The 22,492-nt window shown below is 62.6% G+C and carries 20 protein-coding genes; 8 read left to right on the forward strand and 12 right to left on the reverse strand.

Going from position 1 to position 22,492, the window contains the following annotated elements; translation table 11 throughout:
* Nucleotides 1-294 (forward strand): hypothetical protein (locus NKI70_RS20730; RefSeq protein WP_352724863.1); only part of this gene is annotated, 294 nt, incomplete at its 5' end.
* A gap of 304 nt (nt 295-598) precedes the next feature.
* Here the strand turns inward: NKI70_RS20730 and NKI70_RS20735 are convergent.
* The 6 genes from NKI70_RS20735 to NKI70_RS20760 all read right to left on the reverse strand — a co-directional run bounded on the left by NKI70_RS20735 (nt 599) and on the right by NKI70_RS20760 (nt 6,221).
* Nucleotides 599-1,012 carry a GNAT family N-acetyltransferase gene (locus NKI70_RS20735; RefSeq protein WP_352724864.1) on the reverse strand — a complete coding sequence of 138 codons (414 nt, stop codon included), beginning with the start codon at nt 1,010-1,012 and terminating at the stop codon, nt 599-601.
* Between the two features lie 400 nt (nt 1,013-1,412).
* Entirely contained in the window at nt 1,413-2,333 is a 921-nt protein-coding gene (locus NKI70_RS20740) for a phosphorylase family protein (protein WP_023676454.1), read from the reverse strand.
* Between the two features lie 14 nt (nt 2,334-2,347).
* Complete coding sequence (locus NKI70_RS20745; protein WP_352724865.1) at nt 2,348-3,139, reverse strand: ABC transporter permease; 792 nt, start codon at nt 3,137-3,139, stop codon at nt 2,348-2,350.
* Nucleotides 3,132-4,019, reverse strand: coding sequence for an ABC transporter permease (locus tag NKI70_RS20750; RefSeq protein ID WP_352724866.1), 888 nt, complete (start codon nt 4,017-4,019; stop codon nt 3,132-3,134). The genes NKI70_RS20745 and NKI70_RS20750 overlap by 8 nt, the downstream gene beginning before the upstream one ends.
* Nucleotides 4,016-5,053: an ABC transporter ATP-binding protein gene (locus tag NKI70_RS20755; RefSeq protein WP_352692328.1), complete on the reverse strand. Its 1,038-nt coding sequence runs from the start codon at nt 5,051-5,053 to the stop codon at nt 4,016-4,018. Before NKI70_RS20755 ends, NKI70_RS20750 begins: the two co-directional genes overlap by 4 nt.
* 127 nt (nt 5,054-5,180) lie before the next feature.
* Nucleotides 5,181-6,221 (reverse strand): ABC transporter substrate-binding protein, encoded by a 1,041-nt coding sequence (locus NKI70_RS20760; protein WP_352568912.1) that lies wholly within the window; start codon nt 6,219-6,221, stop codon nt 5,181-5,183.
* Between the two features lie 146 nt (nt 6,222-6,367).
* On the opposite strand from NKI70_RS20760, the gene NKI70_RS20765 reads away from it, so the two are divergent.
* Entirely contained in the window at nt 6,368-7,417 is a 1,050-nt protein-coding gene (locus tag NKI70_RS20765; protein WP_352568911.1) for a LacI family DNA-binding transcriptional regulator, read from the forward strand.
* Between the two features lie 12 nt (nt 7,418-7,429).
* Here NKI70_RS20765 and NKI70_RS20770 read toward each other — a convergent pair whose 3' ends face one another.
* Nucleotides 7,430-8,014, reverse strand: a complete 585-nt coding sequence (locus NKI70_RS20770; protein ID WP_352451959.1) for a TetR/AcrR family transcriptional regulator — start codon at nt 8,012-8,014, stop codon at nt 7,430-7,432.
* 107 nt (nt 8,015-8,121) lie between these two features.
* Here NKI70_RS20770 and NKI70_RS20775 point away from each other — a divergent pair, with 107 nt between their 5' ends.
* From NKI70_RS20775 to NKI70_RS20785, 3 genes are all read left to right on the forward strand, one after another.
* On the forward strand, nt 8,122-8,937 hold the full coding sequence (locus NKI70_RS20775) for an oxidoreductase (protein ID WP_352451958.1): 816 nt from the start codon (nt 8,122-8,124) through the stop codon (nt 8,935-8,937).
* A gap of 86 nt (nt 8,938-9,023) precedes the next feature.
* On the forward strand, nt 9,024-9,971 hold the full coding sequence (locus NKI70_RS20780; protein ID WP_352724867.1) for an alpha/beta fold hydrolase: 948 nt from the start codon (nt 9,024-9,026) through the stop codon (nt 9,969-9,971).
* Nucleotides 9,972-9,976: 5 nt separating this feature from the next.
* Nucleotides 9,977-10,978, forward strand: coding sequence for an NADP-dependent oxidoreductase (locus NKI70_RS20785; protein ID WP_352724868.1), 1,002 nt, complete (start codon nt 9,977-9,979; stop codon nt 10,976-10,978).
* Here NKI70_RS20785 and NKI70_RS20790 read toward each other — a convergent pair.
* Nucleotides 10,971-11,900 (reverse strand): sugar kinase, encoded by a 930-nt coding sequence (locus NKI70_RS20790; RefSeq protein ID WP_352568906.1) that lies wholly within the window; start codon nt 11,898-11,900, stop codon nt 10,971-10,973. The genes NKI70_RS20785 and NKI70_RS20790 overlap by 8 nt on opposite strands.
* Nucleotides 11,901-12,058: 158 nt before the next feature.
* Between NKI70_RS20790 and NKI70_RS20795 the strand changes: the two genes are divergently transcribed.
* Both NKI70_RS20795 and NKI70_RS20800 read left to right on the forward strand, forming a co-directional pair.
* Nucleotides 12,059-12,505 (forward strand): FixH family protein, encoded by a 447-nt coding sequence (locus NKI70_RS20795; protein WP_352568996.1) that lies wholly within the window; start codon nt 12,059-12,061, stop codon nt 12,503-12,505.
* Between the two features lie 7 nt (nt 12,506-12,512).
* A complete protein-coding gene (locus NKI70_RS20800; RefSeq protein WP_352644741.1) occupies nt 12,513-13,712 on the forward strand; it encodes a cytochrome-c peroxidase in 1,200 nt (399 codons plus the stop codon).
* Nucleotides 13,713-13,949: 237 nt separating this feature from the next.
* Here the strand turns inward: NKI70_RS20800 and NKI70_RS20805 are convergent, their stop codons facing one another.
* Nucleotides 13,950-14,402 carry an Lrp/AsnC family transcriptional regulator gene (locus tag NKI70_RS20805; protein WP_352568904.1) on the reverse strand — a complete coding sequence of 151 codons (453 nt, stop codon included), beginning with the start codon at nt 14,400-14,402 and terminating at the stop codon, nt 13,950-13,952.
* A gap of 162 nt (nt 14,403-14,564) precedes the next feature.
* Here NKI70_RS20805 and putA point away from each other — a divergent pair, with 162 nt between their 5' ends.
* Nucleotides 14,565-18,176, forward strand: coding sequence for a bifunctional proline dehydrogenase/L-glutamate gamma-semialdehyde dehydrogenase PutA (gene putA, locus NKI70_RS20810; protein WP_352568903.1), 3,612 nt, complete (start codon nt 14,565-14,567; stop codon nt 18,174-18,176).
* A 169-nt stretch (nt 18,177-18,345) separates the two neighbouring features.
* Here putA and NKI70_RS20815 read toward each other — a convergent pair whose 3' ends face one another.
* The 3 genes from NKI70_RS20815 to NKI70_RS20825 are packed head-to-tail and all read right to left on the reverse strand — an operon-like array spanning nt 18,346 to nt 22,325.
* The gene (locus tag NKI70_RS20815) at nt 18,346-19,626 is read right to left on the reverse strand and encodes an energy transducer TonB family protein (RefSeq protein ID WP_352568902.1); all 1,281 of its coding nucleotides are present in this window, start codon (nt 19,624-19,626) and stop codon (nt 18,346-18,348) included.
* A gap of 48 nt (nt 19,627-19,674) precedes the next feature.
* A complete protein-coding gene (locus tag NKI70_RS20820) occupies nt 19,675-20,106 on the reverse strand; it encodes a hypothetical protein (protein ID WP_352568901.1) in 432 nt (143 codons plus the stop codon).
* A 5-nt stretch (nt 20,107-20,111) separates the two neighbouring features.
* Complete coding sequence (locus NKI70_RS20825) at nt 20,112-22,325, reverse strand: TonB-dependent hemoglobin/transferrin/lactoferrin family receptor (protein ID WP_502894570.1); 2,214 nt, start codon at nt 22,323-22,325, stop codon at nt 20,112-20,114.
* Nucleotides 22,326-22,492 lie beyond the last annotated feature (167 nt).

The following is a 22,492-nucleotide window of genomic DNA, read 5'->3' on the forward strand; positions in this document are numbered from 1 at the left end:
GAAATCATGTGCGATTTGCGAAGCCGCGCCATCCGTCATGCGGAGGCAGGCGCGGCCGGCACGACGATCGAGCGCACCAGGATCGCTTCGGCCTCGATCCCGAAACGGTTGGCCGCCGGCAGTGGCTACGCCTCGGCCGAGATCCCCTTTGGCTGGTCCACGAGCGCGCGATCGAGCCTTACATCGCGGCTTCGACAAGCAGCGGCGCGCGGACGGGACCTTCGAACGGCACTACACCTGCGACCCCAAGGACTGAATGTTGACCGACGGGAGCTGGGGAGGATCTCAAAATGATCATGTCAGTTGTTAAGTCCCTCGCGCCTGTGACGCTCGGCACCGTGCTGATCGCAATCAGTCCGGCTTCATTGTCGGCTTCTGACGCTCAGGACCTCGCGTTCGCTCACGCTGACATGCCAATCAAACAGCTGAAAGACGTCTATTTGGATTGCGAGCGGGGAGGCCGCCGGTGCGCTGGGGACGGAAGACGTGATGTACTGTTCGATGCGCGAGTTCCGACTAGGCGCGCGATAGCAGTTTGCGCATAATCAACGATGCATGGCCTTCTGCACCGTGCGACGCGGCCCTGCGATCGACCACTTCAAACCATGTTTGCGGTAAAAGGCCATTGCCCGTCGTTTCCCTCGAGCACTTCGAGTGCGATGCTCGGGATGCCGGAATGGGCGGCAAAGACAGCGTGCAATATATTAGCGGCTAGCCCGGTGCCGTACTCGCTTTGATCGATGTGGAGCCGGTCAAGCATGACGTCGCCGGCTTCATTCATCTTAGCCATCGCGTAGCCGGCAATCGAGCCGTCTGGCCGTTCTGCCACGAACGACATTTTGTTGGTGTCTGTCAGTTCCGCCGCAATCCGCTGCAGCGTGTGATCTTCATCCGAAATCCGGGCCGCGGTCTCGGCACCCATGATTGGCGAGTACGTCCTGCGCCAAGACTCTCCAATGAGCAGCGATACCGAAGGCACGTCCTGCTCAGTCATGGCTCTGATTTGCGTCATCGATAACGTCCCCTGCCGGTCAATTATGGCGTTGCCGGACGGGCCGCTCAAAATCGGAGCGGCGGCCTACCGCCGCTTCATCGCATGGGGGTCACGCCGTTCCCTTACACCTACCATCAAGCATGGTCCGCAGGTCGACTCCTACCGATGAGCTAACGTCCGCTCTGGCGAAGCACCGCGAATGTCTGAACATGGCGCTCTGTGCTCATTCCCGCCGACTAATTCAAACGGCAAGTTCCGCCCATCTGGGCCATTGGCGGCAGCCAGTCTGATTGAGTTTTGACCCTAATCCTCAAACGCCGCCCTTAGCGTTTCGAACGTCGCAAACACGCCCAATGCAGCGCCCTCGGGATTCTTGGTCGGTGGCAGAGCTTCAGCTATCCGGCGCACCAAGGTCGTCTCAGAACCGGCTGGAGCGTTCTTTCGGCTGAGGCGACTTCAAGCCGTGACAGGAGCATTCCGGATCAGCGGGAAGTCGCGCGGCGGTCTCCAGCGCGACCCGCGAGGCTGTCATGGAGAGACTGGGCAGCACGTCCTCCTGCAGCAATTTCTGGCGATTGCGATCCATATAGTCGTTGAAGCCCGCCGTCACGAACGCGCAAGGCACGAAACACGCGCCGATCTCGCGCGACAAGGTCGCCTCAGGGGCGATGGAATGGTTGAGTACATCCGCCCCCATGCCCCGATATGCCAAGGCTTCGGCAGGCGTTGTCAGCCGGGGCCCATAACAATGGGCAGCCACCAACTGCTGTTCGATGCCATAAACGCGGCATTCGGCTGGCCAATGACGGCGGGCCGTTTCGACCAGAACCGCCGCACATCTTGGACACACGATTTGCTTGCCCGAACAGTCAAAGCTCTGACGGTCAGGAAGCAGTGAAAACGGGGTCTGCGTCAGTTCAATGATATCGGCGGTCACCACCATGTCGCCCGGCTGGATCGCCTTGTTGACGGCGCCTACAGTCGAGCAGGCGAGAACTTGCCGTACACCCGCCCGCATCAATACCCAGAACGCGCGGCGATGGCAGGAATGGTCGATACGGTCGCGGGGATTGCCGTGCGAATACATGCACAGCGCGCGTTTTGCTCTCCCTTCCGCGGTGATCGACGCATCGAACTCGAGCAGCTTCCAGTTGTCGGTGCGACCGAAAGGTGTTTCAAAACTCATGTCGCGCCGCAAGGTGCGCACACCATCGAATTCGACATCTTCCGGGAAGGCAAGCCCCCAGTTTGCCGACCCGGTGATGATGGCCAACCCTACCTGAGGGATGTCCGTCGAATGATCCGTCAGATCGTCGGCTGCATGGTAATTGGTGGGCATGTTTCCAGTCTCGGTCAGGATTCTTGGCGAAGGGTCACAATCAGGACCACGGCCACGACGATGACGGTCCACAATGTCGAGATCGCCGCAATGGTCGGATCGATCTGATCGCGCAGCGACAGGAACATAAGCTTCGGCATCGTGCTATTGCGACCACTTGCGATGAAGATCGAAATCACAGACTCGTCGAGCGAAGTCAGGAACGCCATCAATGTCGCTGACAGCAAGCTGATCCGAAGTTGCGGAACGATGATTCCGCCAATGGACCTGGCCCAGTTTGCACCGAGGCTGCGCGCCGCCTGAACCTGGTTCCAGTCAAAGCGGGCGAGAGCGGGTAGCAACACAATGCAGGCGACCGGAACGGCCAGCACCACATGTCCGACCAGCACACCGAATAGCGTTCCGATCAGATGTTGTGCGGCCAACACAAAGAAGAGACCGATCGCAAGCAGGATACCTGGGGTGATCGAGGGGGTCAGCAGGACGCTCTGGATGGCCGCAGCGGTCTTTCCGCCCAGCCGATTCATTGAAATGCAGGCGAGCAGCGCGAAAGGCACCGCGATCAACGCCGTCAACGTCCCAAGGATCAAACTCGTTCTGAGCGCGGCCATCCACGTTGCCGAGCCGAAGAAGTTCTCGTACCAGCGCAACGAGTAGGCGTGCGGCGGAAACTCGAGGAGATTCGACGCCGAAAAGGAAAGCGGCACCACCACGAGCGTCGGCAGCATCAGAAATGCCATGACAAGAGCGGCAAAGCTCCAGAGCAAAATGCGGGCGAGCCTGTTTTGCGGATAGGCTTCAAGCATGGGAGGCTTCCATGGTGTTCTGGGCCACCAGACGGCGTGCCGCCAGCAACATCACACCGATCAGCGCCATAAGAACGAGGAGCAGAATGCCCAGGACGCTTGCCGACCCCCAGTCCTGAAAGGTCGATAGTGTACGCTCGATCCGGGTAGAGAGCGGATTTACCTTGCCGCCGCCAAGCACCGCCGGCGTGATGAAAAAACCTATGGCGTAGATGAGGACGATGATCGAACCCGAGAAGATGCCGCCCGCCGAAAGCGGCATAATGACTGTGCGGATGACCTGCCTGAGAGTGGCCCCCATGCTCGCAGCCGCGCGAATGAGATTTGGGTCGATATCGCGCATCGCAGCATAAACAGGCAGCAGAAAAAGTGGCAGCATGTAGTGCACCATGCCGATGAGCGTTCCCGTGAAGTTGTAGACCAGCGGCAATGGCTCCGCCGTCAGGCCTGAACCGGTCAAAGCCGCGTTGATCAGGCCGTCGCGCCGCAAGAGCACGAGCCAACCATAGGTACGCACCAGAATAGAGGTCCACAGCGGCAGCATGACGAATGCCATGAGCACATTGGCCAGCCTTGGTCTGACGCTGGCCAGAGCCAGCGCCAGAGGAGTGCCGAGGAGAATGCAGCCCGCCAGCGTACCCAAGGACAGTTCGAGGGTCGTGACGAGCGCCGACCACGTCAGTCCGCTCGAAAGGACCTTCTGGTAGTTGCCGACGGTGTACTCACCCCCGGTGGTCAGGAAGGATTGCCGGATGATCCAAAGGATGGGCAGTATCGCCGCCAGTCCAACGATGAACAGCGCCGGGAGCGAAAGTGAAAGAAAAAACCGCCGCTCGCGCCGCGCATCCGCCGCGAGCGCCGGGTCCCGGACGACGGTCACGCCATCGCTCCCGGTATCGCGTGAACCTTCGCTGCTGGTGCATATGCGGTCATCCGCTGACCGGCGGCAAGCTCTGCGCAGCCGCCGGCCAGCGCTGCCGGAATGCAGACAAGGACCTCTTGCCCGCCGTCAAGCGCCAGCGTCAAAAGCCAGTTCTCGCCGCGGAACGCTTTGGCGCGCAGTATTCCTTCGAGAGCCACTCCGTCTCCCCCGACGAGCTTCGCATCAAGATGGAAGCTTTCGGCGCGGATCATCAGGGTTTCGCGTGATGCTTCGGCGCCGTCGATTCTGCGCGCTGAGCCCGGGGCCACAATGTTGGCCTCGCCCATGAACTCCGCGACGAAGCGGGTCGATGGACGATCATAAATCCGCTGCGGCGTATCTATCTGCTGGATGCGGCCAGAATTCATCACCGCAATCCGGTCAGACATAATCAGCGCTTCGCGCTGGTCGTGGGTTACATAGATTGTGGTGATCCGTAGATGATCATGCAGACGCCGGATCTCATACTGCATGGTCTCGCGCAGGTTCTTGTCGAGCGCCGACAGCGGCTCGTCCATCAACATCACGCGCGGTTCGAAGACGATAGCCCGCGCCAATGCCACCCGTTGACGTTGGCCGCCGGATAGTGCGGCAATATTGCGCTCCGCCAGACCATCCAGCTTCACGCGGGCCAAGGTATCAAGCGCCCGCTGACGCGCCTCCGCTCTCGGCACCTTGCGCAGCACCAGCGGATACGCGACGTTCGCCATGACATTCATGTGGGGAAACAAGGCGTAATTCTGGAATACTATGCCGATGTCTCGTTTGTTGGGCGGCAGGCGGGTGATGTCTCGATCGCCCAAGAAAAGTTTACCGGAATCCGGCCTGACAAAACCGGCCAGAGCCATGAGTAACGTGGTCTTGCCCGATCCCGATGGTCCAAGCAGCGTGAGGAATTCGCCAGCCTGAATGTCGAGCGAAACATCATCCAGTGCGACGTAGGACCCATAAGCCTTGTGCACGCTTTCGATGGTGATCGCGAGCGACTTCATCATGTGCTCCAGCCTTGAAGCGCGTCGCGTTCGACGGGCTTCACGCGACGCGCTTTAGGTTCTTGTTTTCATGCATGTCGTTGTCGCGCGCTGCACATTTTTGCGCGACATGCGTTAGAGCTGAGAGTCAGCGGGCCATCATTTCATCGAAGGCTCTTTGGGCAGCCTCGCCATTCTTGACCCACCATTCTGAATTGGAAAACACCGAAGTGCCAGCATTTTCAGGCGCGGTCGCAAGGGTCTTCAGACGGTCCTCGGGAATAAGGCCACCCTCATATGCCGCAGGATTGACGGGGCCGTAGGCAATGAAATCGGTCAGCTTGGCAACCCGCGCGGGCTGCGTCATCGCTGCGATGAGCTTCATCGCGGCTTCCTTGTTCGGCGCTCCCTTCGGCACCCCAAGACAGTCCGTGCCGATGACCGAACCCTTGAACGTGTAGTCAGCCGCGCCGCCATCGGCTTTCACGGTTTGGGCCCGTCCGTTCCAGGTAATGACCAAATCCGCCTCACCATCTTTCAGCAACTGCGCGGACTGAGCCCCCGAGGTCCACCACACGGCGACGTTTGGTTTGATCGCTTCAAGCCGCTTGATGGCGCGCTCTAGCCCTTCCGGCGTGCTGAGCACGGAATAGACGTCCGCCGGTGCCACGCCATCGGAGAGAAGCGCGATCTCGATCGAGTCTTGCGCATTGGCGCGCAACGCGCGACGGCCAGAAAATTTGGCAACATCCCAGAATTCCGCCCACGTCTTCGGCGGGTTCTCGCCATAGGTCTTGGTGTTCCACGACATGACGGTGCCATAGGAGTCAAACGGATAGCAGTAGTCGGACTTTGCACCTACCGGCACGGATTTCGGATCGATGATCTTGTAGTCGAGCGGCTCCAGCAGCGATTGTGCGGCCGCCTGGGCACCTTCCGGTGAGCCCAGGTGAATGACGTCGGTCGTGACCGCACCCGAGGTGACCTGCATCTTCAAGGCGGCCAGGCCGTCGCTTAGGGTCTCCTCGCGGACATCATAGCCAAGCTCTTTTGCAGCAGGGCCCCACATGGCTTCCTTCATGGCGTTACCATAATCCCCACCTGCGGTCGTGATGGTGACTGTTTGCGCATGAACGGGCAGGGCAGCCGAGATTGCGAATGCTGTTAAGGAAATGCGTAGCCAAGACATAGGTTCTCCTCCCCAACTTTATCAAACATCGCTCAAAAGAGCCATTATTTTGTAATCGTAACGTTACGATTGCATCTCAATGCGCTGGAGTCAAGCTGCTTCCTACGGGAGTTTCGATTGACCGGGATGTCGAATTCGGTAACGTTATGGCGGTCAGCAAATCAGCCGGCGCTTTCGCAAATGAAGTCGGGCGAACAATGGCCAATCTAAAGCAGATCGCCGCGGAACTTTCCCTCTCGGTGACCACGGTGTCCCGCGCTCTGAAGGATGGGCCGGAGGTGCAGCCCTCGACCATAGCCCGCGTCAAGGAGGCGGCTAAGCGGGTCGGCTATTTACCAAATCATCATGGTCGCGCGCTCAAAACCGGTCGAACGCAGACGCTGACGGCAGTACTCCCGATGGAAACACGAGACCATCTGTCCGATTTGTTGAAGCTTCCTTTGATCGAAGGCATGACGCTGGCGGCGCGGCAAGCCGGTTATAGTCTGTCCATCTATTCCACCACTCCCGACGACGATCCCGTTGAGAGTGTGCAGCGCCAGCTTCAGGCGCGCAACGCAGACGGCCTGATCATCACGCGTCTGGTGTCGGCTGATCCGCGCGTCAAGCTGCTGCTGGACAAACGCATGCCGTTCGTCGCGTTTGGAAGAACCGACCTGGATATCGCGTATCCTTATGTCGATGTCGATAATGAACAGATTGCCTACGAGGCGACCCGGCGGCTCATGGATAAGGGCTGTCGACGCATTGCGCTGCAACTTCTCGTTCCGGAGGACCAGACGAGTGCCATGCGTCTTTCCGGGTATGGAAGGGCAATGGCCGAGGCTGGTATTCCGATCGACCAATCGTTGATCGGTCATGGCATGTTCACCATGGAATCGAGCGCAGGCTGGTTCGATCGCTTGCTGGCGTCATCAGATCCGCCAACGGGCTTGGCGTGCGCCAACGAACTGGGCCTTCTGGGAGCGTTGCACGCTCTCGGCAAGCGGGGTCTTACACCTGGCCGCGACGTCCACATCGTCACCCGTGACAGCACGCGGCTGGCACGCTTCCTGCCGGCAAAGATCGGAGTTCATTCCGTGGATATGGCGGGTGTTGGACGCAAACTTATCGAAGTCCTGGAGAGCCGGATCATCAATCCGCTTGGGCCGGTGGAGACAGTCTTGGTGCAAGGCAGATTCGAGCCGGCCGAATAATCCGGGCTGCCCTCAGGAGGCCACCTCGTCTTGAACCGGCCGGATCAGCGCCTTTGCGGCAGCTGCTCCCGCCGCTAGGATACGATCCGATAATTCCGTTCCTTCCACGGCGCGCGCGAGTTGGAGCGCGCCGATGAGCGTTGCAAACATGCCCAACGCAGCGCCCTCGGGATCGTTCGTCTGCGGCAGAGCTTCAGCTATCTGGCGCACCAGGGATTGAGCGCGCTCGGCATAGAGGGCTCGCGTTTCAGGCGGCTGCCGCGCGATTTCCGGCAACAACGCGGCCGAAGCGCAACCCTTTCCAGGATTGTCCCGGTGCTCGGCCGATAGATACGTCTCTATGGCCATTTCCGGACCGCCGGCGGCCAATGCTTCCTGCACTTCATGCGACTGCGCGTCCAAGGCCGCCGCCACGCTTTCACGGACGAGCTCCGCCTTCGACTGGAAGTGCGGATAGAAGGCGCCGTTCGTCAGCCCGGCGTCGCTCATGATGGTTGCCAGCCCGGACGCCGCGATGCCGTCAGATCGAAAACGTTCGGCGGCGACCTCCATGATCCGGCTGCGTGACGCGTCTTTTCGGCCCTTTTCGTAGCGCATGGTCTTTCTTTCCTGTCCTGCTATTGCATTATGCTCATAATCTGATATTACGACCATAATTCAATTTGTGGAAATAAGCTAGACCTCTCGAACCTGGAACATCAAAAATGAATGGGAATTCTGAAAAAACCGCAATCGTGACCGGAGCCTCCTCCGGCATCGGCCGCGCCAGCGCCGAGGCCTTGGCGCGGGCGGGTTTCACTGTCTTCGGGACAAGTCGCCGCAAGACCAGTAATGGTCCGGGCGGAGTGACCATGCTGGCATGCGACGTGACCGATGATGCGGCCGTCAATGCGCTCGTTGCCACCGTGCTCGCGCAGACCGGCCGGATCGACCTCCTGGTCAACAATGCCGGTGTCGGTCTGCTAGGGGGCGCCGAGGAATCCTCGGTCGCCCAGGTACAAGCCCTGTTCGACGTCAATCTGTTCGGCGTCATGCGAATGACCAATGCGGTGTTGCCGTCGATGCGGCGGCGCGGCGAAGGGCGCATCATCAATATCGGCTCCATTCTGGGACTGGTACCCGCGCCATACTCAGCTCATTACTCGGCGGTCAAGCACGCGCTCGAAGGCTATTCGGAATCGCTCGACCACGAGGTGCGCGCCTTCAACGTCCGCGTTTCCGTCATCGAGCCGGCATTCGTCCGCACCGTCTTCGACCAGAACGGCATCGAGCCGGATTCGCTGTTGAAGGAATACGATCGGGCTCGAGCCGGGCTCAAGGCGCTGCTGGGCGATGTGATGCCCAAAGCCGATCGGCCGGAAGTGGTGGCGGATGTGGTTGTCAAGGCAGCGACCGATGCCCGCCCGCGACGGCGCTATACCGCTGGCAACGCAGCGCGCCAGGTCAGCCTGCTGCGCCGCTTTGCCCCCGCGGGGATTTTCGACAAGAGCCTGCGCAAGCAGTTCCGACTGCCGGTCTGAACAACGGCGAGCCAGAGGATTTCACGCACATGCGACTAGCAACTACGACACATTTGGCCAGGCCCTACGAAACGGAGGCGCCAAGCATGACACATAGATCCAATCGGTCGCCGCGTTCACCGGCGTTGTTCCATGACGCGCCAACGCGCTCCGTCGATGTCGGCGGCATAGCTTTTGCGTACAGGGAACTCGGGCCCAGGACGGGCGTGCCGGTGATCCTGCTCAACCATCTGGCTGCTCAGCTGGACAATTTTGATCCGCGCATCGTCGATGGCCTCGCTGCGACCCGGCGGGTAATTGCCTTCGACAATCGCGGAATCGGTGCTTCGGGTGGCAAAACTCCGTCGACCATTTCCGGCATGGCGCGGGATGCGGTCGCCTTTGTCCGGGCGCTGGGGTTCGAAGAAGTCGATCTCTTCGGCTTTTCACTCGGCGGCTTCGTGGCGCAAGAGATTGTGCTGACCGAGCCCAAGCTTGTGCGCAAACTCATCCTGGCTGGCACGGGGCCGGCCGGTGGGCAAGGCATCGACAAGGTGACGCCGCTGACGATCGTGGACATGATCAAGGGCGCGCTGACTTTTCGGGATCCGAAGTACTATCTCTTCTTCACAAGAACGCCGAATGGGCGCCGCGCCGCAAACGCATTTCTGCAACGGCTGAAAGAGCGCCGGAATAACCGGGACAAGGCGATATCGCTGAGCGCGTTCGGCGCGCAACTCAAGGCGATCAAGGCCTACGGACTCCAGGCGCCACAAGACCTGAGCACCATCCGCATTCCCACTTTGGTTGCGAATGGCGACCAGGACAGGATGGTGCCGAGCAGCAATACCTATGATCTCGCCGGGCGTATCCCGGGGGCGCATTTGGTCATCTATCCGGATGCCGGGCATGGCGGGATATTTCAGAACCACGCCGATTTTGTCCCGAAGGCGCTGTCCTTCCTCGAGGCTGAGGCCTTGCCGCAAGGCGGCTATGCAGCTGAAAACGTTCGGCTTGTTTCGTCCCGAACAGCAACAGGCATTCTTAGAAAGTAACTGCCATGAAGGCATTCGTTGTCGATAAGTATAACAAGAAGGCTATTCTGCGGCTGGCCGAAATGCCGGAGCCGGAGCTCCAGGACAGCGATGTCTTGGTCGAGGTCCATGCCGCAGGGGTGAACCTGCTCGATTCCAAGGTCAAAACCGGAGAATTCAAGCTCATCTTGCCCTACCGCCGGCCCTTCATCCTGGGCCACGACGTGGCTGGGAAGGTTATCCGCGTGGGATCGAAAGTCAGCAAGTTCAAGGTCGGCGACGAGATCTATGCGCGGCCGCGCGATGGCCGGATTGGGACATTCGCCGAATTCATTGCCGTGAATGAGGCCGACGTAGCCTTGAAGCCCGAGAATCTCAGTATGGAAGAGGCGGCGTCGATTCCCCTGGTCGGTCTCACCGCCTGGCAGACGCTCATCGAACGGGCAAACCTGAAGAAGGGACAGAAGGTCTTCATTCAGGCTGGTTCCGGCGGCGTCGGGACATTTGCTATTCAGTTGGCCAAGCACCTCGGCGCGACCGTTGCGACAACCGCGAGCGCGGCGAGTGCCGATCTGGTCAAAAGTCTCGGCGCCGATGTCGTCGTCGACTACAGGAAAGACGACTTGGAGAAAGTTCTGTCGGGCTACGATGTCGTCTTGAACAGCCAGGACGCCAAGACACTGGAAAAATCCCTGAGGGTGCTGAAACCGGGTGGCAAGCTCATCTCCATCTCCGGTCCACTGGATGCCGAATTTGCCAGGGAAAAGGGACTGAACTTAATGCTGAGGCTGGTGCTCAGCTTCCTGAGTCGCGGAATTCGGGCCAAAGCCAAGCGCCGCGGCGTGCAGTTTTCGTTCCTTTTCATGTGGGCGCAGGGCGATCAGCTGAGCAAAATCACCGCTCTCATCGAAGCCGGCGCGATCCGCCCGGTTGTGGATCGGGTCTTTCCATTCGAAGCGACCAATGACGCCCTGGCCTATGTCGAAACAGGACGCGCTAAGGGCAAGGTCGTCATCAAGGTCAGATAGCAGTTGCCTCGAACGCTGCCCTCAGCGTCTCGAACGGCGCCAGGGCGCCGCGCACCTGCACGACGGCGGCGGCAACGCGATGGGCGCGCAGCACCGCCTCTGCCGGGGCATGGCCGGCAAGTCGGGCGGCGAGGTAGGCGCCGTTGAAGGAGTCCCCGGCGCCGGTGGTGTCGACCGGCGCGGCGACATGCACCGCCGGAACCGATTGCAAGGTTCCGTTTTGCGCGATCAGCGCCGGTTCCTCACCGTTCTTGACCACGACTTCGCCGGCCAGCTTTCGCAGCCGTTCAGCTGTTTTCTGCGGTGTCGTATCACCAAACAGCATCTGCTCGTCGGGAAAGGTCGGGAGCGCGATGTCGGCGACGGCGAGCGCCTCGAGGATCGCGGCCTGCGCTTCCTCGCTTTGGCGCCATAGCCGCGGCCGGTAATTGGGGTCGAAGGCAATCAGCGAGCCGGCCGCGCGCGCCTTGGCCACGGCCGTCAGCAGCACCGTGCGTGCGTCGTCGTCGAGGATTGCCAAAGTGATTCCGGAAAAATAGACAAGCGCCTGGTTTTCAAGGCTTTTCTGCAAAGCGGCTGGGTCCGAAGCCAACTGCCTTGCGGCCGCATCGGCCCGCCAATAGGTGAAAGAACGTTCGGCGCCGGTCAGCGTGATCGCATAGAGGCCGGGGCGGGCGCCCGCTATCACCGGGCTGGCGCCGATGCCGATGCCGCTCTCGGCCAGGAACTTGATCTGGTCGCGTGAGAACGGGTCGTCGCCGAAGGCCGACACATAGGTCGCCCGCCGCTCGCCGCTCAAGGCATGCAGCGCCCACAAAGTGTTGAACGTGTCGCCGGCAAAGCCCATGCGCCAGTTCGGCCCGGCCTGGCCCGAAAGCTCTAGCATGCACTCGCCGATCGAGGCGATGCCGTTTCCTGCCATGAAGCACTCCTCCATCCCTGCAATTGCGGTGCTGTAGCTTTTTGCAGCCGGCAGCGCCATGCTTGGCGACGGCGGATTCTTGCACTGGGCGCGATTTCCCACAGGGGCGTGGGACGCGATCTGCCCAGCGAAACGTTATCCGCAGAACAGGAATGGGTTTGGCATCGTTATGGCGTTATCTTCTTGGAGGCCTCGGCCTGGCTGCCTTGCTCGCCGGCGTGCTGGCAATCGTCTATCTGACGGCGCCGCGTGCGCCGCAACCAAGCTCGGATGTCGGCCGTTCCAAGACGACGGCGAACAAGCTGTTCGCGGCGACTTTCGAGCCCGAGAAAGGCGTCATCCGGCAGGGCGAACTGGAATCCTGGCTGCTCACGCTCAAAACCGTCGAGGGTGCGCCGGTGGAAGGTGCTGCGATAACGATTTCCGGCGGCATGCCGCAGCACAAGCACGGTCTGCCGACCAGCCCGCAGGCGACCGATTACCTCGGCGCGGGGCGCTATCGCATCGACGGGGTCAAATTCACGATGAGCGGGTGGTGGCAATTGCATTTTGCCATTTCCGCTGCGGCCGGTTCGGACACTGTCGTCTTCAATGTGGTGCTGTGAGCCATAGATGAGCCGGTTTCCCAGTCTTCTCGCGTTGGTGGTGGTGGCCGTGCTTGCCGGCTGCGGCAGACCGGAGTTTTCCGATGCCGAAAAGCAGACCATCGCCTCACTGGCCCTGTCCAAGCTGCCGCCGCTGAAGCCCGATACCACCAATCGCTTCGCCGATGTGCCGGCCGCCGCGGCACTCGGCTCGACGCTGTTTTTCGACACCGGGATGAGCGGCGACGGCACGGTATCGTGCTCGACCTGCCACAAGATCGACCGGCAGTTCCAGGACGACCTGCCGCAAGCGGTCGGCGTCGGCCGCACCAACCGTCGTACCATGCCGTTGGCCGGCGTCGCGCATGATCCCTGGTTCTTCTGGGACGGGCGGCGCGACAGCCTGTGGGCGCAAGCGCTGACACCGCTCGAAAATCCGCTGGAGCAGGCCGGCAACCGCGCCGCCTTCGCACATTACATCAAGGCCCGCTTCGGCGAGCGCTACGAGCGCATCTTCGGGCCGCTGCCTGACCTTTCGGGCGTGCCGGCCAATGCCGGCCCGTTCGGCACCGATGCCGAGAAGGCGGCCTGGAACGCCATGCCCGCCAGCCAAGCCGAGGAGGTCAACCGCGTCTTTGCCAATATCGGCAAGGCGATCGCCGCCTTCGAGCGCTCGATCGCGCCGCCGCAGACACGCTTCGACCGCTTTGCCCTCGACCTGGCTGCGGGCGCCGAGCCGAAAGGCGACGCCGCCTTTTCGTCGGAGGAAATCCTCGGCCTGAAATTGTTCATCGGCAAGGCCAATTGCGTGACCTGCCACAACGGCCCGCGTTTTACCGACGGCAGCTTCCACAATACCGGCGTGCCGCCGGTCGCGGGCCTGCCGCCGGATCGCGGCCGCGTCGAGGCGGTGGCGCAGGTCGAGGCCGATCCGTTCAACTGTTTCGGCGCCTTTCGCGACGGCGATGCCAGCGCCTGCCGCGAGTTGCGCTTCATGGTCAAGACCGGGCCGGAACTCGTCCGCGCCTACAAGACGCCGTCGCTGCGCGGTGCCGCCACCCGTCCGCCCTACATGCATGCCGGGCAGTTTTCCTCGCTCGACGAGGTGGTGGCGCATTATTCCAAGGCGCCGGCAAGTGTCGAGGGTGTGTCAGAGGTCCACCCGCTGCAGCTTTCGGACCACGAGCGCGCGGCGCTGGTGGCGTTTTTGAAGACACTGGCGGAGTGACGTTGGGTTTGCCGGGACGTGAAGATAGATTTCGACTTTCCCGACTTGAAGCAAATTAAAAAGGTGGCAATCACAAAGCCTCGAGATTAGCTGAGACATCTCTCCACTTCGTCATCCCAGGGTCTGCGCCGCGTCGCTTCGCTCCTTGCTCCGCCCTGGGATGACGAAGGGATGGTGGGGATAGGCTAGTCGCCAGCGTTGGATCGGCCGCTGATATCGGTCTGTATGCAGAGATACTCACCGATCCTTCACCGTCTCCATCGCGACAAACGTCGAGGTCTGGGCTACGTGCGGCAGGGCGGAGATGCGCTCGCCAAGCACGCGGCGGTAGGCGGCGATGTCGGTGGTGCGGACCTTCAGCAGATAGTCGAAGCTCGATGCCATCATGTGGCACTGCTCGATCTCCGGCACCGCCTGCACGGCGCGGTTGAAGGCGTCGAGCGCGGCCGAGCGGGTGTCGGACAGTTTCACCTGGACGAAGGCGACATGGCCTTCGCCCATGCGCTCACGGTCGATGATCGCCTGGTAGCCCCTGATGAAGCCGTCCTTCTCCAGCCGTTTGACTCGTGCCTGCACCGGCGTCTTCGACAGGCCGACTTTAGCCGCCAGGTCCGACATGGAAAGCCGGCCATTGCTGCCCAGAGCCGACAGGATGTTCCTGTCGATCCGGTCCAATTGGTCTTCTGTCACTGGATTCCTGGTCGAATTGGAGGTGATCAGTCCTAATGATAGATCGATCGATCTGTTCTGTCGACTTCTTTGGACCGACTGCAATCCCTACTTATGTTAGCTTGCGCCGTTCGGTCCGGTGACCGCCGGCCCGCTCCCTTATGCTCGCTCTACAGGACCGCCATGCCAGCGCTCGACACCATCCGCCAGCAGATCCGTGCTAATTATTTGCCCGACGAAGACCAGGCGGTGAAGCGGCTGGCCGAGGCGGCCGGGCTGTCCGCGCAAGACCGCAAGGCGATTTCGGCCCGTGCCGCCGATCTAGTGCGGGCGGTGCGCGGCTCGTCCGATCCGCGGCTGATGGAGGTCTTCCTGTCCGCCTATGGCCTCTCGACCAAGGAGGGCGTGGCGCTGATGTGCCTGGCCGAGGCGCTGCTGCGCGTGCCCGACACCGAGACGATGGACGACCTCATCGCCGACAAGATCGCGCCGCACGACTGGTCGGCGCATTCGGGCGGCTCGAGCTCGATCTTCATCAATGCATCGACCTGGGCGCTGATGCTGACCGGCCGCGTGCTCGACGAAGGCGAGGGCGGCATCGAAGGCACGCTGCGCGCCATGGTGCGCCGGCTCGGCGAGCCGGTCATCCGCAAGGCGGTCGCGGCGGCCATGCGCGAGATGGGCGAGCAGTTCGTGCTTGGCCGCACGATCGCCGAGGCGGTCAAGCGCGGCCGGCCGATGACGCAGAAGGGCTATCTCTATTCTTTCGACATGCTGGGCGAGGCGGCCCGCACCGAGGCCGATGCGCTGCGCTACCTCAAGGCATATGCCGATGCGATCTCTTCGCTCGATGCCGGCGCCAACGGCCCCGACATCCGCCAGAACCACGGCATTTCGGTAAAACTGTCGGCGCTGCATCCGCGCTATGAAGTGACGCAGAAGGAAAAGATGCTGCCCGTCATGGCCGAGCGGCTTTGGTCGCTGGCGCTGGCGGCGCGCCATTCGCGCATGGGCCTCAACATCGACGCCGAGGAGGCCGACCGGCTCGACCTGTCGCTCGACGTCATCGAACGGGTACTGGCCGAGCCGGAGCTTGCCGGCTGGAACGGCTTTGGCGTCGTCGTCCAGGCCTACGGTCCGCGCGCGGCCTTCACCGTCGACTGGCTCTATGCGCTGGCGAAGAAATACGATCGCACCATCATGGTGCGGCTGGTCAAGGGCGCCTATTGGGACACCGAGATCAAGCGGGCTCAGACGCTCGGGCTCGACGGCTATCCGGTTTTTACCCGCAAAGCCAACACCGACGTCTCCTACCTGGCCTGCGCGAAGAAGCTTTTGTCGATGACCGACCGCATCTATCCGCAATTCGCCACCCACAACGCCCACACCGTCGCCGCCATCCTGTCGATGACGACGGAGCGCGATACATTCGAGTTCCAGCGGCTGCACGGCATGGGCGAAGCACTGCACGAGACGGTGCGCAAGGCCGAAGGCACGCGCTGCCGCATCTATGCGCCAGTCGGCGCTCATTCCGACCTGCTCGCCTATCTGGTCCGCCGGCTGCTCGAGAACGGCGCCAATTCCTCCTTTGTCCACCAGCTCACCGACGAGGAAGTCGAGCCGGAGGATATTGCTCGCGACCCGCTCGACACGGTGGAGAAACAAGGCCCCGCGGCCAATCCGGCGATCGTGCCGCCGTCGGCGATCTTTGGCCCCGGCCGGCGCAATTCCAAGGGCTTCGATATCACCGACACGCCGACGCTGGCGGCGATCGACAAGGCCAGGGCCGAGTTCGCCGGGCCGGACCGCTGGCACGCCAAGCCGGTCAGCCGCGCCGCCGGCTACGGCAAGCAGCGTCCGGTGGTCAATCCTGCGAAACCTTCGGAAGTGGTCGGCACGGTCAGCGAGGCCGGCGCCAAGCAGGTCGAGACCGCCGTGCGCATCGCCGTCGAGGCACAACCGGCATGGGCAAGACGCCCGGTCGCCGAGCGCGCTGCCATCCTCAACCGGGCGGCCGATCTCTACGAGGCGAACGCCGTCGAGTTCTTTGCGCTCGCCGCCCGCGAAGCCGGCAAGTCGCTCGCCGACGGCGTTGCCGAGGTGCGCGAGGCGGTCGATTTCCTGCGCTACTATGCGGCCGAGGCCGCCAATGCCGAGGCGGGCACCGAGGCGCGCGGCGCCATCGCCTGCATCTCGCCGTGGAATTTTCCGCTCGCCATCTTCACCGGCCAGATTGCAGCGGCACTCGTCACCGGCAATTCGGTGATCGCCAAGCCAGCCGAACAGACGCCGCTGATCGCCTTCCGCGCTGTCCAGCTGCTGCGCGAGGCCGGCGTGCCGGAAGACATCATCCAGCTTCTGCCCGGCGACGGCCCCACGGTCGGCGGCCCGCTGACCGCCGATCCGCGCATTGCCGGCGTCTGCTTCACCGGCTCGACCGAGGTCGCCAAGCTAATCGAAAAGCAGCTCGCCGACACCGCCGCGCCTGACGCCATGCTGATTGCCGAGACCGGCGGCCTCAACGCCATGATCGTCGATTCCACCGCACTTCCCGAACAGGCGGTGCGCGACATCCTCGCCTCCGCTTTCCAGAGCGCCGGCCAGCGCTGCTCGGCATTGCGCATTCTCTACGTGCAGAAGGACGTCGAGAAGAAGATGCTTGAGATGCTGAAAGGCGCGATGGAAGCGCTCAGCCTCGGCGACCCGTGGCGGATATCGACCGATGTCGGCCCGGTCATCGATGACGAGGCGCAAGCGTCGATCCGTGACTATTGCACCAAAATGGGCCTGCAGGGCCGGCTGATCGCCAAGCTCGAAGCGCCGAAGGACGGCCGCTTCGTTGCGCCGCACGTCTTTCGGGTCAAGGGCATCGAGGAGTTGGAGCGCGAGGTGTTCGGGCCGGTGCTGCATGTCGCCACCTTCGATGCCGACGAGATCGATGCGGTGATCGCTGCGATCAACCGCAAAGGCTATGGCCTGACCTTTGGCCTGCACACCCGCATCGAAGGCCGCGCCCAGCATTTCGTCGATGGCATCCATGCCGGCAACATCTACGTCAACCGCAACCAGATCGGCGCCGTCGTCGGCGCGCAGCCGTTCGGCGGCGAGGGCCTTTCCGGCACCGGGCCGAAGGCCGGTGGCCCACATTATCTCCGGCGCTTCCGCAAGGGGCCGGAAGCCGGCACCCATCTTGCCGAAGGCCGCAAGGTGACGGCGACCGAGCTCGCCGACAATCTGCCGGACCCGGCCTTTGGCGGCTGGTCGACGCGGCCGGATCGCGTCGCCATCCTGAGGAAACATCTGCGCGGCAAGGGTGCCGCGGCTATCGGCACTGCCGCCGGCATCGATTTCGGCCAGGTCGACCTGCCCGGGCCGACCGGCGAGGCCAACACGCTGTCGCTGTCGCCGCGCGGGCGCGTGCTGTGCCTCGGTCCCGACGCGGATACGCTGCTTGCGCAGACGATCCAGGCGCTGGCCGCCGGCAATGCCGTGCTCGCCGTCGCACCCGGCGCGCCGGCGGCACTTTCATCATTGACCGGCAAGGGCCTGCCGCTGGCGGCGATCGACGGCCGGCCGGACCCGGTCGAAGCGCGCTCGCTGCGGGTCGATGTCGTGGCCTTTTCCGGCACGCCCGAGGCCGCGCGCATCGTGCGCAAGGTCATCGCCGAGCGCGCCGGCCCGATCGTGCCGCTGATCAGCGAAGTCTATTATCCGGCCGCCTACGCCCACGAGCGCGCAGTCTGCGTCGACACCACGGCGGCGGGCGGCAATGCCAGCCTGCTGGCCGCGGCCTGAGGGTTTCGCCAGGGCTCGCGTGTCGCGGGCAGGGCAAATCGCTTGGGGTTGCGCTGTCCCTCACCCTTACCCTCTCGCTGTGAAGAACGGGGAGAGGGGTCGCCAGCGTTGCGTCCACGCCCCTTCTCCCCGGGGCGGCGCCGACTTTGATGCCTGATGAGAGCGATAGCTATCTGATACCGAGCGGCACTTCGAACTGCCAGGCCGAGCGACCGGCTCCGTCTGGAATAGGGGGAAAGGGAGAAGCCCGGCGGACTGCGTCGAGTGCGGCCTTGTCCAGCGCGGCAACACCCGAACTGCCCGTCAGCCTGGCCGACCGGACGCTGCCGTTCGAGCCGACGGTAAAGGCAACCGTAGCTGTGCCGGTGGCGCGCGTGCGTGTCGAATTGAAGGCCCGCACCAGTTTTGACCTGATCTTGCCGGGATAGTTCGTGACGGCTGCATTGCCGATGCCTGATTTGCCGCCCCTGCTGGCGGTCAGGATCTTGCCGTCCTTCCTGGCGTCGGCCATGCCGCGCGCGACATCCGTTTCGTCACGGCCGCCGGAGCCGGCTTTTTTCTTCTTGGTGTCGGCTTTGGCCGCAGCCTTGCCCGCCTTCTTGCGCAGGGCCGGCTTTTCAGGCTCGTTTGGTTCGACCTTCCTGGCCGGCTTGCTCTTTGCGGTTGCCTTCTTCGGCTGCCTGGGCTCAGGCTTGTTCGGCCTCGGTTCTTCCGCCGCGACGACGGTCTCGGCCGTCTCAACCGTTTCGGCCGGCGCCGGGTCGGCTGGTGCCGGTGCGCTTGTCTCGGCAGGCTCGGCCGTTTCGGCCGCGCTGACTGGCGGCGGCACGGCATTGTCGTCGGCAGGCACCAGCCTGTCGGTCGCAAGAACGTCGGGCGATGGGTCCTGGCGCGCCGGCTGGACAGGTTGCGCAGGCTCAGTCCGGTCGGCAACGGCAGCGGTTTCCATGGCGGCCTCGTTGACCGGCTCAACCACTTCTTTGTCCGATGTCTCCGCCGCATCGGTGACCGGCTGGAGCGTCTCCTCTGCCGCGGCCGCCTGCGCCTCGACCGTTTCGACCGGCTTGGCGTCGAGCATGGTCACCATCGTCACGTTGGCCACTTCCGGATCGTCTCCGACATCGCCGGCCGCCTGCTGCGGGTCGGCGCCGAGCAGCATTTCGCCTTGCTGGTCGGCACCTTCGATGCTTGGCCGGTCGTCCGGCAGCGTGAGGAAGGCCAGCGCCACCGCCACGTGGAATGCGCAAGAGCAGGCGATCGCCACCGTCCAGTTGCGGCGCCGCCGCGTCTGTCGTGCCTGCCGCAATGGCTCCATAGGTACCGCAGTCAAGTCGCCGTCGGCATCGGCGATGTAACTGTCTTCCGGCCTGTCGCGCGGCGAAACACGCAGCGCCCCGCGCGGGATGGCGAAATCCGGATCGTCCGGTTCCGGCGGCAGGAAACCGGCCAATGGCCACGCGACGGGGTTTCGTGCGAATGCGGGTTCCGGTCCCAAAATTCAGACCCCGAAGGCGATGCCGGTCCTGGTCTGCGTCTTCAGCCCGCGCATGCAGGCATTCGGCTCGGCGCCGGCGCATTCCGTGGCGCTGTTGATCAACACGCGGCTGACCTTGCCGCAATCCGTGCCGGCAAGATCGAAACGCGTCACCTTGGTCTTGCCTGCCGGCAGCTCCTTGAAATCGAGTACCGTCAGCCGGTCGACAACGCCGGCCCCGTTGAACAGCGCGATCTCGAACGCCGCCTTGGAAAGACCGGCGCCGAGATTGTTGGTGACCACGAAGGTAAGGCGGCAGCCCTTGTCGGAAGGCTGCGCGCCATTGAGCTCGAGGATCAGCGCCGGTGCTTGCTGCTGTGTCCATGCCGGAGCCGCCGCAAGCAATATTGCCAGCACCGCGGCGAACAGACGAAGGGATGCCGTCATGCCTGTCATTGTCGTCAGCCTCCAAACCTCATCGTCGCCGCCAGCTTCAGGGTGACGCCGGGCTCGTAGACGACGCTCGTCGTCGATGCGTTCAGCGGGTTGGCGTATTTGACGTCGAACAGATTGTCGGCGCGGAAATCGACCTTGAAATTGTCGGTCGCCTGGTAGCTGGCGAAGGCATTGACCAGTGTATAGTCCTTGGCCACCGGGTTGCCCTGCGGCTTGCCGTTGTACTGCACCTCGCCGCCGATGGTCAGCCTGTCCTCGAGGAAGCGAAAGCCGAGTTGCCCGGTGATCTGGGAGGAGGGGACGGTGACAAGGTCTGCCCGTTCGCCTTCATAGGAAATCGTGTGGCCATCGGTGAACGACGCCGAAAGCCCGGCAAAGCCCCAGGCGGCATCATAGACGCCCTCCATCTCGAAGCCGTGGATCCTGGCCTTGGCGAAATTCTGATACTGGAAGCAGATCGGTATGCCCGGACCGAACGGGCAGCCGCTGGTCGGGTCGAACGGCGAGAGCGTCACGCCGTCGATGTAATCGTCGACATTGTTGTTGAAATAGGCCGCCTTCAGCCGCAGCGCGTCGTCGGCCTCAATGACGCCGTTGGTACTGTAATTGACGCCGAATTCCACGGTCTTGCCGGTTTCAGGCTTGAGATCGGGATTGGGGAGGAACGGGAAGCTGACGCCGGCCGGATGATTGCCGCTGATCAGGGTCTCCGACAGCGACGGAGAACGGTAGCCTTCCGCATAGGTGCCGTAGAATTGCAGGCCGGAAAGGCTGGCGGTTTCGAAGGGCGAAATGCCCACTGTGATGCGTGGCGACAGCCGGTCGCCAGAGGTTTCGCCGACATCACTGTCGAGCTTATAGCTGTCGTAACGCAGCCCGGCGATGACCTCGAGCCAGTCCCAGGTGAGCTTGTCCTGAACGTAAGCGCCGGAGACGTTCCTGTTGCCCGAGGGCGTATAGAAGCTGTCGCCGCCCGCCGTGCCGCCTGTCTCGACATCGTCGCCAACCCAGTCGCCGCCATAGGTCAGCTCATGCGCGATTCCAACGGTCTCGAATCTCGACGTGTTCCAAATGTCGATGCCGGAGGTGCCGATGTCGAACGTCGATTTCGAACCCGCCGGCAAAACCACGGGCAGACCGGTGACCGGATCAAACCGGTTTTGCGCCACAAGGGTCGTCAGATCGAGCTTGGTCTTGTTGTAGGACGCGTTGATGTGGAGGTCGAGCCAGCTCTTGTCTTCGTCGGTGATGTTGTAGCGGGCCGTGAAGGTATTCGCCTTCAGGTCGGCGTCGTTCACCGGCGCGCTGCCGCTGGTCTCGGTCCATCCGTCGTTCGAGCCGATCCAGCCCAGCTTCAGCTCGCTGTTTTCGCTGGGGCGGATGGTCGTCTTGAGGAGGCCGCTCAAGACGTCGAAGCCGGTGCCCGCTACAGTGTCGCCGCCGCCATGCTTGTAGTCGTCATAGTCGCGGTAGACGATATTGCCGAGCACGTCCCAGTTCTCGTTGATCCGATAGGCGCCGGTGGCGCTGGTGGTCCAGCCTTTGCCGTTGGTTTCGTAGCGCCCAGTTGCGGATACCGCCCAGGTCTCGTCCGGCTTGAGGAAATCCTGCGCATCCTTGGTGTCGAAAAATACGACGCCGCCGATCGCCCCGGAGCCATAGGTGTTGGCGACCGGGCCGCGGATCACATCGACGGATTTGATCAATTCGGGATCGATGTAGAAGGTCGATTGCGTACCGTGATCCGAGCGCTGGAAATTCTGGCGGGCACCGTCGACGATGACGGAGACGCGGCCGAAATCCTGCAGGCCGCGGATGTTGATGCTGGAACTGACACGCCTTGCGTCGGCCTGGACGGCGACACCCGGCACACCGAACAGCATTTCGTTGGGCGTCGTCGCCATGCGGCGCTCGAGCTGTTCCTCGTCGACATGGCTGGCTGAAGCAAGCGACTCGATCGCCGTCTCGCCGGTACGGCTGAGGATCAGGATCTTGTCGAGCAGTGTGGTACCCGCCGGGGCCGGCTTTACCTTTTCGGGCTGTTGAGACGGGTCAGTCTGCTGCTGGTCGGCTGCCGGTTGGGCGGCCTGCTGGGCGCCGGCCGGTGTTGCGAGCAGCGGGATCGCCGCCGCGCCGGCCAGCAACGCGGCCATTTTGCTTGTCATAGAACAATGTGTCAGGCCGCTGCCCGCCAGCCGTCCCCAATTCGCCAACCCCATGCTGCAACTCCAAGAATCCATGTTCGATGCTGGCTGGCTTGGGGCTCGCTGGCATTTTTCATCGCGTCCGGCGTCTTAAATGTTGACTCATTTACTCCGGTATTGCACTGCTAGATAACATGATTATTCGAGTCAAGAATTGAATCGGCATTTCACGCAGGCGCCGA

This window comes from Mesorhizobium sp. M0500 (genome assembly GCF_040321165.1).
GTDB lineage: Bacteria > Pseudomonadota > Alphaproteobacteria > Rhizobiales > Rhizobiaceae > Mesorhizobium.

Bases quoted from the DNA above. Each gene is read 5' to 3' on its own strand.
- NKI70_RS20735 (WP_352724864.1), bottom strand. From the start codon at position 1,012: ATGACGCAAATCAGAGCCATGACTGAGCAGGACGTGCCTTCGGTATCG.
- NKI70_RS20740 (WP_023676454.1), bottom strand. From the start codon at position 2,333: ATGCCCACCAATTACCATGCAGCCGACGATCTGACGGATCATTCGACG.
- NKI70_RS20745 (WP_352724865.1), bottom strand. From the start codon at position 3,139: ATGCTTGAAGCCTATCCGCAAAACAGGCTCGCCCGCATTTTGCTCTGG.
- NKI70_RS20755 (WP_352692328.1), bottom strand. From the start codon at position 5,053: ATGAAGTCGCTCGCGATCACCATCGAAAGCGTGCACAAGGCTTATGGG.
- NKI70_RS20760 (WP_352568912.1), bottom strand. From the start codon at position 6,221: ATGTCTTGGCTACGCATTTCCTTAACAGCATTCGCAATCTCGGCTGCC.
- NKI70_RS20765 (WP_352568911.1), top strand. From the start codon at position 6,368: ATGGCGGTCAGCAAATCAGCCGGCGCTTTCGCAAATGAAGTCGGGCGA.
- NKI70_RS20770 (WP_352451959.1), bottom strand. From the start codon at position 8,014: ATGCGCTACGAAAAGGGCCGAAAAGACGCGTCACGCAGCCGGATCATG.
- NKI70_RS20775 (WP_352451958.1), top strand. From the start codon at position 8,122: ATGAATGGGAATTCTGAAAAAACCGCAATCGTGACCGGAGCCTCCTCC.
- NKI70_RS20780 (WP_352724867.1), top strand. From the start codon at position 9,024: ATGACACATAGATCCAATCGGTCGCCGCGTTCACCGGCGTTGTTCCAT.
- NKI70_RS20785 (WP_352724868.1), top strand. From the start codon at position 9,977: ATGAAGGCATTCGTTGTCGATAAGTATAACAAGAAGGCTATTCTGCGG.
- NKI70_RS20790 (WP_352568906.1), bottom strand. From the start codon at position 11,900: ATGGCAGGAAACGGCATCGCCTCGATCGGCGAGTGCATGCTAGAGCTT.
- NKI70_RS20800 (WP_352644741.1), top strand. From the start codon at position 12,513: ATGAGCCGGTTTCCCAGTCTTCTCGCGTTGGTGGTGGTGGCCGTGCTT.
- putA (WP_352568903.1), top strand. From the start codon at position 14,565: ATGCCAGCGCTCGACACCATCCGCCAGCAGATCCGTGCTAATTATTTG.
- NKI70_RS20820 (WP_352568901.1), bottom strand. From the start codon at position 20,106: ATGACAGGCATGACGGCATCCCTTCGTCTGTTCGCCGCGGTGCTGGCA.
- NKI70_RS20825 (WP_502894570.1), bottom strand. From the start codon at position 22,325: ATGGGGTTGGCGAATTGGGGACGGCTGGCGGGCAGCGGCCTGACACAT.